The organism is Falsiroseomonas sp., assembly GCF_041690465.1.
Lineage (GTDB): Bacteria > Pseudomonadota > Alphaproteobacteria > Acetobacterales > Acetobacteraceae > Falsiroseomonas.
On sequence record NZ_JAWLHG010000085.1, the window covers coordinates 1 to 7,942 of the forward strand.

Annotated in this window: 7 protein-coding genes; 2 read left to right on the forward strand and 5 right to left on the reverse strand. The window is 67.4% G+C overall.

Features of this window, described 5'->3' with window-relative positions; translation table 11 throughout:
- Positions 1–444: 444 nt before the first annotated feature.
- Positions 445–921 (forward strand): Ohr family peroxiredoxin, encoded by a 477-nt coding sequence (locus tag ACESM1_RS29875; protein ID WP_372624975.1) that lies wholly within the window; start codon positions 445–447, stop codon positions 919–921.
- Positions 922–1,006: 85 nt separating this feature from the next.
- On the opposite strand, the gene ispH is transcribed toward ACESM1_RS29875, so the two are convergent.
- From ispH to crtI, 5 genes are all read right to left on the reverse strand, one after another.
- A complete protein-coding gene (gene ispH, locus ACESM1_RS29880) occupies positions 1,007–1,963 on the reverse strand; it encodes a 4-hydroxy-3-methylbut-2-enyl diphosphate reductase (RefSeq protein ID WP_372624977.1) in 957 nt (318 codons plus the stop codon).
- 221 nt (positions 1,964–2,184) lie between these two features.
- Entirely contained in the window at positions 2,185–3,336 is a 1,152-nt protein-coding gene (locus ACESM1_RS29885; RefSeq protein WP_372624979.1) for a glycosyltransferase, read from the reverse strand.
- Positions 3,336–4,145 (reverse strand): lysophospholipid acyltransferase family protein, encoded by an 810-nt coding sequence (locus ACESM1_RS29890; RefSeq protein ID WP_372624981.1) that lies wholly within the window; start codon positions 4,143–4,145, stop codon positions 3,336–3,338. The genes ACESM1_RS29885 and ACESM1_RS29890 overlap by 1 nt, the downstream gene beginning before the upstream one ends.
- A gap of 6 nt (positions 4,146–4,151) precedes the next feature.
- On the reverse strand, positions 4,152–5,720 hold the full coding sequence (locus ACESM1_RS29895) for a phytoene desaturase family protein (protein ID WP_372624983.1): 1,569 nt from the start codon (positions 5,718–5,720) through the stop codon (positions 4,152–4,154).
- 8 nt (positions 5,721–5,728) lie between these two features.
- Entirely contained in the window at positions 5,729–7,237 is a 1,509-nt protein-coding gene (gene crtI / locus ACESM1_RS29900) for a phytoene desaturase family protein (protein ID WP_372624985.1), read from the reverse strand.
- Positions 7,238–7,339: 102 nt separating this feature from the next.
- Between crtI and ACESM1_RS29905 the strand changes: the two genes are divergently transcribed.
- On the forward strand, positions 7,340–7,942 hold a 603-nt coding region (locus ACESM1_RS29905), incomplete at its 3' end, for an aldehyde dehydrogenase family protein (protein ID WP_372624987.1).

Below are 7,942 nucleotides of genomic sequence, written 5' to 3' on the forward strand. Positions count from 1 at the left end.
TGGCCCTGCACCAACTGAGGCAGTCCCCCGCCACCCATCGGAGGCGGATTTACATCACCCGGCTACGCCGACGGGATCAACGCCCATTCCGGGTTTCCGACTTCAGCCCCTATGCGGACATAAGGCACTGGCCGGAACGACTACCGCCTCTGACCCAAACGAGACTTAGCGTCCCAATTGGTTCTGTCGATCGTCATCGGGACTCGCAAAGCCCCCACGGCATCCGGGACCGTTACCAGAGTAGCATGGAGTCCGCCGCCCCCGATGAGACCAAATCCTCTGGTGACGGATGATCGAATCAATATCCGAGCCAATCTGCACCTGGGTGCCAAGGCCTGATCCCCAGGAATCGCCACGGCCCTGCTGGCGACCGCAGCAATCAGGGGGAACTTTTGCCTTGTCGGCCTGTTGACCGCCTGTTGCACGGCAGGCTGGGAGGACGGAATGAAATCGTTGCACACCGCCATTGTCATGGCCCGCGGCGGTCGCGAGGGGTTTGTGAAATCCGTCAATGGCGTTCCGCGGATGCGGATGGTCATGCCGCGCGCCCTTGGCGGGCCTGGCGAGGCGTTCGGCACCAACCCTGAGGAGCTGTTCGCCGCAGGGTACGCCGCCTGCTTCGAGTCCAGCCTGCGGCTGGAGGCACGCCGGCGCGGCATCGCCCTGAACGATATGTCCGTCGTCGCCGAGGTAACCATCGGTAAGGACGGCGAGGGATATGCCTTATCGACGGTGATTGTCGGCTACCTGCCGGGTTTGGAACAGGCGGATGCGGAAGTGCTGATGCAGGCAGCGCACGCAACTTGCCCCTATTCGAAGGCGATACGCGGTAACCTGTCGGTCACGCTCCGTACGGAAACATCAGCACCGCCGCAACCGGATGGGCTGCATCCGGCGTCGGCGGATTCTGCCATCGGGTAAAGCAACGGAGCAGGCTGGTGCCGACGTAATCGGTGTGGATCGAGCGCACCGCCGGGTCGCGGAGTATGGCACCGCGTGACGCGCCTTAGGCAATCGCGCGCGGCAGATTGAAGCGGACCGTCTCCTGCGGGCCGTCGAGTGTCGCAACGGCCAGCCGGCGCCACGACGCGAGGCGGTCGAGCAACTCCTTGACGAGGACCTCGGGAGCCGAGGCACCAGCCGTAACGCCGATCGACCGGAGCTCGTCGACCCGCGCGCGATCCAGCCCGTTCGCGTCCGGAATGAGCAGGCTGGGCGTGCCGCATTCCGCCGCAATTTCGCGCAGCCGGTTGGAGTTGGAACTGTTGGCAGCTCCGATCACGATCACAAGTTGGACTCGGGCAGCCAGCGCACGCACGGCAGACTGCCGGTTTTGGCTGGCGTAGCAGATGTCGTCGCCGGCCGGCCCGAGGATGGCGGGGAAGCGCGACCGCAGCAGCGCGACGATCGCGCGGACGTCGTCGACGCTCAGCGTTGTCTGCGTAATGTAGCCGAGGCGCGTGGGATCGGCGGGAACGAAGCGCGCCGCCTCCTCAAGGTCTTGGACGACGTGCACAACGCCCTCGATCTGGCCGCGCGTGCTGACCACCTCTGGATGATCGTGGTGGCCGATCAGCACAACCTCGAGTCCCTGGGCGGCGAAGCGGCGGCCTTCGGCATGGACCTTGGCGACAAGGGGACAGGTGGCGTCGATCACCGCAAGGCCGCGCGCATCTGCGGCGACAACGGCCGTTCGTGGGACGCCGTGCGCGCTCAAGACCGTCACCGCCCCTGGCGGAATGCTGCTCACCTCTTCCACAAAAATGGCACCCTTGGCACGCAATTCCTCGACGACACGACCGTTGTGGACAATCTCGTGCCGGACGTAGACCGGTGGACCGTAACGGGCGAGCGCGCGTTCCACGGTCTCGACAGCGCGGACAACGCCGGCGCAGAAGCCCCTCGGATTCGCCAAAACTACCTGCAGCGAATCGCGCGCATTCGCTTTGCTGTTGATCGTCACCCGAACCTCCTGCTGCGATGGGGTTACCCGCCGCTGGGCTGGGCGACGGCCCCGTTAGCGGCTAGGCCACAACGGCACCAACGAAATAGATCCCGGCAGCGCTCCGCCAAGGCCACTGATGATTGGTTGATGCACGGTTTCCCTCTATGCGGAGATCATCCGGAAGCCGACGGGCGAATCCTCGCCGCCGCGTCCCTTCGAGGCACCGTCGCCGCAGATCATCACTCAGTGCACCGGTAGGATCGACCGCGCCACACCGGTGGGGCACCGCGCAGGGCACGGACCAGCGCCGAGATCTGGATCGCAAGGGTTGCCAGCACGCCCAGCGGATGCAGGACGGCGCCGAGCCAGGACTGCCGGAACCGCAGCGCCAGGGCGAGCCGCAGGCCAAGCGACAGGCCGGTGGCCAGAAAGGCCAGCAACAGCACGCCCGGCGGCAAATCAAGCAGGACCGCCGCAGCGACGAGCAGAAACGGCAGAACGTGCCCTCCGAACAGGAGCACGGTCCAGACCGGCAGGGCCGCGGGCGTCGCCATCCCCTCCGTCGCGTTCTTCGAAAAGCCGGCCCATACGGCGCGCGCGCCCCCGTACATGCGGCAGGATGCGACGTCGGTCGCATCGAACACGTCGGTCCGCAGGCCGCAACGGCGGAAGGCGCGTGGTAGTGACAGCCCGTCATGCAACGACGACCGAATGGCGGCGTGACCGCCGGCGCGCTCGTAGGCGGCGCGGCGCACCGCAATGAGCTGACCGCAGGCCGCGCCGAAGGCGGGCCATACGGTCCAGCGCAGGCCCGGCATCGGAAGATAGCCGAGCAGGAGGAAGAGGATCATCGGTACGACCAGCTTCTCCGCCAGGGTCCGCGTGACCTGAAGCGGGAAGCCGCTGGCCAAGGCGACGGCAGGATGCGCCTGAAGAAAGGCCGCGACGCGCGCAAGCCCGTCCGGCGCAAACCGGACGTCGGCGTCGACGAAGAGCATCAGCTCGTGGCACGCGAGACTGGCGAGTCGATGGCAGGCATGCTGCTTGCCCGACCAGCCGGTGGGCAAGGGCGGGGCCATCGCCAATCGAACCCGCGGGTCCGCCGCCGCTACGGCGCGCACGATCTCGGCCGTGCGATCCGACGAATGGTCGTCGAGCACCACGACCTCCAGATCCACACCGGTGCTCGCGAGCACCGCGTGCAGCGCGCCGCCGATCTGTGCCGCCTCGTCACGGGCGGGGATCAGAATCGAGATCGCTGCGGGCCGCGCTCCGTCGCCGACAAGGGCGGGCGCCGGCCGCGGGCGCCGGTAGAAAAAGAGGTTCATCGCCGCGACTGCGGCGGGCAGGGCGGCCAGGACAAGAGCGCACCAGGCGAGGAATTCGATCATCAGCGGTCCCCATGCCCCGGCCTGAAGGATTGCCCGAGCAGGCCGGCCCGGGCGCGCCGCCACACGTCATAGACTCCGCCCACACCGACGCTGCCCTCCAGAACCGGCAGGAAGCGGCTCGGGTCGCGGCTCAAGGCGTCCCGCGCGAGGACATCCATCGCCTCCTCCAGATGGCGCTGGAGCAGCGGCAGCAGGCGCGCCGGCGTTCGGTCATGCCCGAGAACCGGCGCGCCGAAGCGTGCCAGCGCCTCGGGATAGCGCTCATCCCAGAACGGATATTCAAGCGCCAGTGGCAGCAGGATAGCGGCTGGGACGCGGCGCGCGAGATAGGCAATGCCGGGCATCAGCAGAACGGGACGCTCGCGCGGGTCAATGAGTCGACCCTGTGCCGTGACCACCAGGAGCGCTGCGGGGTCGCGCAGCAGGTTCTCGCCGATCTTCAGGAACTGCGCTCCGCTCCACAGCCAGTTCTGCCGCACGCCGAAGACCCCGAGCCGCCGCATGAAGCCGTACTTCTTCAGCGTTTCGCTGTTCATGGGCCCGTAGGCCGAACGGCCGGCGAAGAAGCGGTCCGTCAGCAGAAGCACGATGAGTGGATCCCACCAGGAGGGGTGATTGGCGTAGACGATCACCGGGCGGTCTGGCGGCAGCTCGGGCAGGCCATCGCGGCTGACGCGGACGGCGTGGAAGTTGCGGCCGACGTACCGGCGCGTGTAACGCGTGAAATAGCGGACGAAACGCGGTGAGTGCAGCTGCCGCGGATCCACTACCGAATTGCCCTGTGCCGCTGCCACCGTCCGGACCTTCACCTTCGGTTAAACCGCCGTCTCCGAGGCAATTTCGGCGGCGCCGGAGCCGCCGCGGTCGCGGTCGAGCGCGTCGGCGGCGATCCAACCCGACATCAACACCATCGGCATGCCCGGTCCGGGGTGGGCCGCGCCGCCCGCGAGATACAGCCCGCGGAGATGGCGGCTGCGGTTCCCGGGCTTGAAGGCGCCGAAGAAAAGGCCATGGCTCGCCAATCCATAGATCGCGCCGTCCAGCACGCGGTAGCGGTCATGAATGTCCTGCGGCGTAAGCGCACGCTCGAAGCGGATCCGTGCCTCGAGATCGCGCAAGCCTGCAGTCCGCGCAAGCTTGTCCAGAATGATCCGGCGATAGGCGGGAAGCATCGCCGTCCAGTCGTGGTGCGGCCGCAGGTAGGGCGTATGGACGAGGACATAGAGGGCCTCGCCGCCCGGCGGCGCGACAGCCGGCTCCGTGCGCGCCGGAGCTGCCAGGTAGCAGGTGGGATCGGGCGTGGGCTCGCCTTTCCGATAGATCCAGTCACACTCCTCCTCCGGGTCGTTGGAGAAGACGAAGTTATGGTGCAGCAGGTGGTCATAGGCGCGATCGAGACCGAGATAGAGCACGATCCCGGAGCAGGCCGGCTCGATCCTCCGCCGCCGACGCAGAAAGGCCCGTGCGGGCTCGCCGCCGACGAGCTCGCGGTAGGTGCGCACGCTGTCCATGTTCGACACCACGGCCGCGACCTCGATCCGTTCGCCCTGGTCGGTCTCGATCGCGGCGACGCCGCCGCCGCGGTGCAGAATGCGCGTCGCGCCGACGTCCGTCCGGACCTCGACCCCCAGCGCGCGGGCGAGGCGCTCTAGCGCCACCGCCACGGCCCGGGTGCCGCCGCGCGGGTACCACACGCCGCCGTCCGTCTGCATATGGGCGATGGAGCAGAGCACGGCGGGGGCACCATAAGGCGAGGAGCCGACATACTGCACAAAATGGTCAAGCATCTGGGCGACGCGCGGGTCGCCGACCCGCCGTCGGATCACCGATGCAACGGACATGCCGAAGCGCAGGCTCAAGACGTCACGCAGGATCGAGAGATCCAGGCTCTTGCCGAGGTTGAGCGTGTCGCGGATGTCCTCCACCGGCTTCCAGAAGAAGAAGCGCTCCGAGATCGCGTGGAGGCGCTCGGACAGGCCGATAAAGTCGCGATAGCCCGCCGCAGCGTTTGTCGCGGCACCGCCCAGGGCGGGGATCTGCTTCGCCATCGTTTCGACGTCCTCGACCAGGTCGAGAGCCGAGCCGTCATCGAAGAAGCAGCGCCACTGCGGGTCAAGGCGAACGAGGTCGAGTTCGTCGTCGAGGTCGCGCCCGGCTTCCGCGAAGATCCGCCGCAGCACGCGCGGCACCGTGAGGATGGTTGGTCCCATGTCGAAGCGGAAGCCGTCCGACTCGAGGACCGCCGCCTTGCCGCCCAGCCAGGGGTTCTTCTCGAGCAACACGACACGGTACCCGCGCGCCGCCAGGGTGCAGGCGGCGGCAAGCCCCGCCAAGCCGCCGCCGATGACGCCGACCGGTACCGGCCCTGATCCGCTTTCGTCCATCGCGGGCCTCATTCCGCAGCCATCCTCGGCTGGCCGAGGCCGAGATTCTCGCTCATCAGGCGTGCGGTGATCCGCGCGCTTTCGAAGATGACGGGCAGTCCGCTGCCCGGGTGGGTCCCGCCGCCGACGAGATACACACCGTCGAGGTCCTCGAACTGGTTGCGGGGCCGCAGATGCAGCATCTGACCCATCGAGTGGGCCAGGTTGAATGTCGCGCCGCGATAGATGGCCATGTCCTGCTCCCAGTCGACCGGCGTCACGATGCGCTCGAACCGAATGCGCCGCTCGAGGTCCGCCGGCAGGCCTATCCGCACGAGTTGCCGGAAGATCAGCGCGCGAAACTCGGCGCGATGCGCCGCCCAGTCGATGTCCGGCGTCCGGTGCGCAACCGGCACGAGCACGTAAAGCGCGCTGCAACCATCCGGAGCCTGGCCGGGGTCGGTCGTGCAGGCGTTCTGCACGTAGAATGACGGATTGATGGGCAGGCTCCGCCCGGTCTGAATCTCGGCGATATTGCGCCCATAGTCCTGCGCCAGCCAGATCGTGTGATGGGCGAGATCCGGAAACCGGCCATCGACCCCGAGATACATCATGAAGGTTGAGCAGGAGAATTTCTTGCCGGCCAGCCGCCGATCCGTCCAGCGGCGACGGAGCCGGTCGGGTACCAGCGTTGTCATGGCGTGGGCGAAATCGGCATTGAGGACGAGCGCATCGGCGCGTAGCTCGGTGCCCGCCTCGGTCCGTACGCCCAGGGCCCTTCGTCCCTTGAAAAGGATTTCCTGCACCGGGTCGGCCAGTCGGATCTCGACCCCCATTTCGCCGGCCGCGGTCGCCATCGCCTGCATGACCGCACCGCACCCGCCGCGCGGATGGAAGACGCCGTACTCGTACTCCAAGAAGGACAGAATCGTGAAGAGGCTCGGGCATTGAAAGGGGGACATCCCGAGATACTTGCTTTGAAAGGAGAAGGCGAGGCGCACCCGCGAGTCCTTGAAGTGGCGGGTCAGGTCGCTGTCCACACTCCTCGTCGGCCGAAGAAGGGCAAGCGCCTTGATCACGGCGGGGTCCAGAAAGGCGCTCAGGCTGGTGAAGGGTCGCTCCAGGATCGGCCGAAACGCCGCAAGCTTGCGGCGATTGTCGGCCATGAACTGCGGCAGCGCCTCGGCGTCTGCCGGCGCGAAGCGTCGGATCTCGGCCTGCATGCGCTCAAGGTGGCTGGTCGCGTGAATCTCCTGGCCATCCTCGAAACGGAGATGATATTGCGGATCGAGGCGGAGGAGATTGACACAGTCCTCCAGTCGGCGGCCACAGGCTCGGAAGATGTCCTGAAGGGGGCGCGGGTAGAGGAAGAAGGTCGGTCCTATGTCGAACCGGAAGCCGTCAGCCTCGATCGTACCCGAGCGCCCGCCGAGGCGCGGCTGGCGTTCGAGGATTGTCACCCGCGCGCCCGCCGCTGCGAGCAACATGGCAGTGGCCAGGCCACCCGGCCCCGCTCCGACAATAACGACGTGCCGCATCACTCCAAACCCGCTTGCACGTGGTCCATGATGGCCGCCACACGGGGATGTCCCTCCGGGGCAGCAGTCTCCGGCGCGCCGCTCCAGGCAGGAAAGTAGATCGTGCGCCAAAAGGTTCCAGCGCCCGACGAAATTTTTGCGGCCATCCGGCGCGCCGAAGACGTGCAGACGGCCTGGGCCGCCCGTCCGGTGTCGGCACGGCTCGCGATCCTGAGGCGTCTCCGACCGGCCTTGGCCGCCGACGCCGCAGTCCTGGGTCATGATCTGGCCGCCCTGCGTTCCGACTGGCGCGCCGGCGACAAGATGGTCGCCGAGGTCTTGCCGCTGCTCGAGGCCTGCCGTTTTCTGGAGCGTAATGCGGCCGGACTTCTTGCCGCCCGCCGGCTCGGATCGCGCGGCCGTCCTCTCTGGCTGCTCGGCACACGCGCGGAGGTCCGGCGCGAGCCTCTCGGTGTCGTCCTGATCCTGGCCCCGTCCAACTATCCGTTGCTTCTGGCGGGCGTGCAGATTCTCCAGGCGCTCGTTGCCGGAAACGCTGTATTCGCCAAGCCAGCGCCGAGCGGGACTGGGCCGTTGCTGCGCCTGGCCGAACAACTCGACGCCGCGGGGCTTCCGGACGGCTTGCTCACCCTGCTCGGTGAGAACCGGTCCCAGGTTGAAAGGGTGATCGCAACCGGACGCATCGCCAAGGTGATCCTCACCGGG

Excerpts from the sequence above, each read along its gene's own strand:
- ACESM1_RS29875 (WP_372624975.1), top strand. The coding sequence starts at position 445 with ATGAAATCGTTGCACACCGCCATTGTCATGGCCCGCGGCGGTCGCGAG.
- ACESM1_RS29885 (WP_372624979.1), bottom strand. The coding sequence starts at position 3,336 with ATGATCGAATTCCTCGCCTGGTGCGCTCTTGTCCTGGCCGCCCTGCCC.
- ACESM1_RS29895 (WP_372624983.1), bottom strand. The coding sequence starts at position 5,720 with ATGGACGAAAGCGGATCAGGGCCGGTACCGGTCGGCGTCATCGGCGGC.
- crtI (WP_372624985.1), bottom strand. The coding sequence starts at position 7,237 with ATGCGGCACGTCGTTATTGTCGGAGCGGGGCCGGGTGGCCTGGCCACT.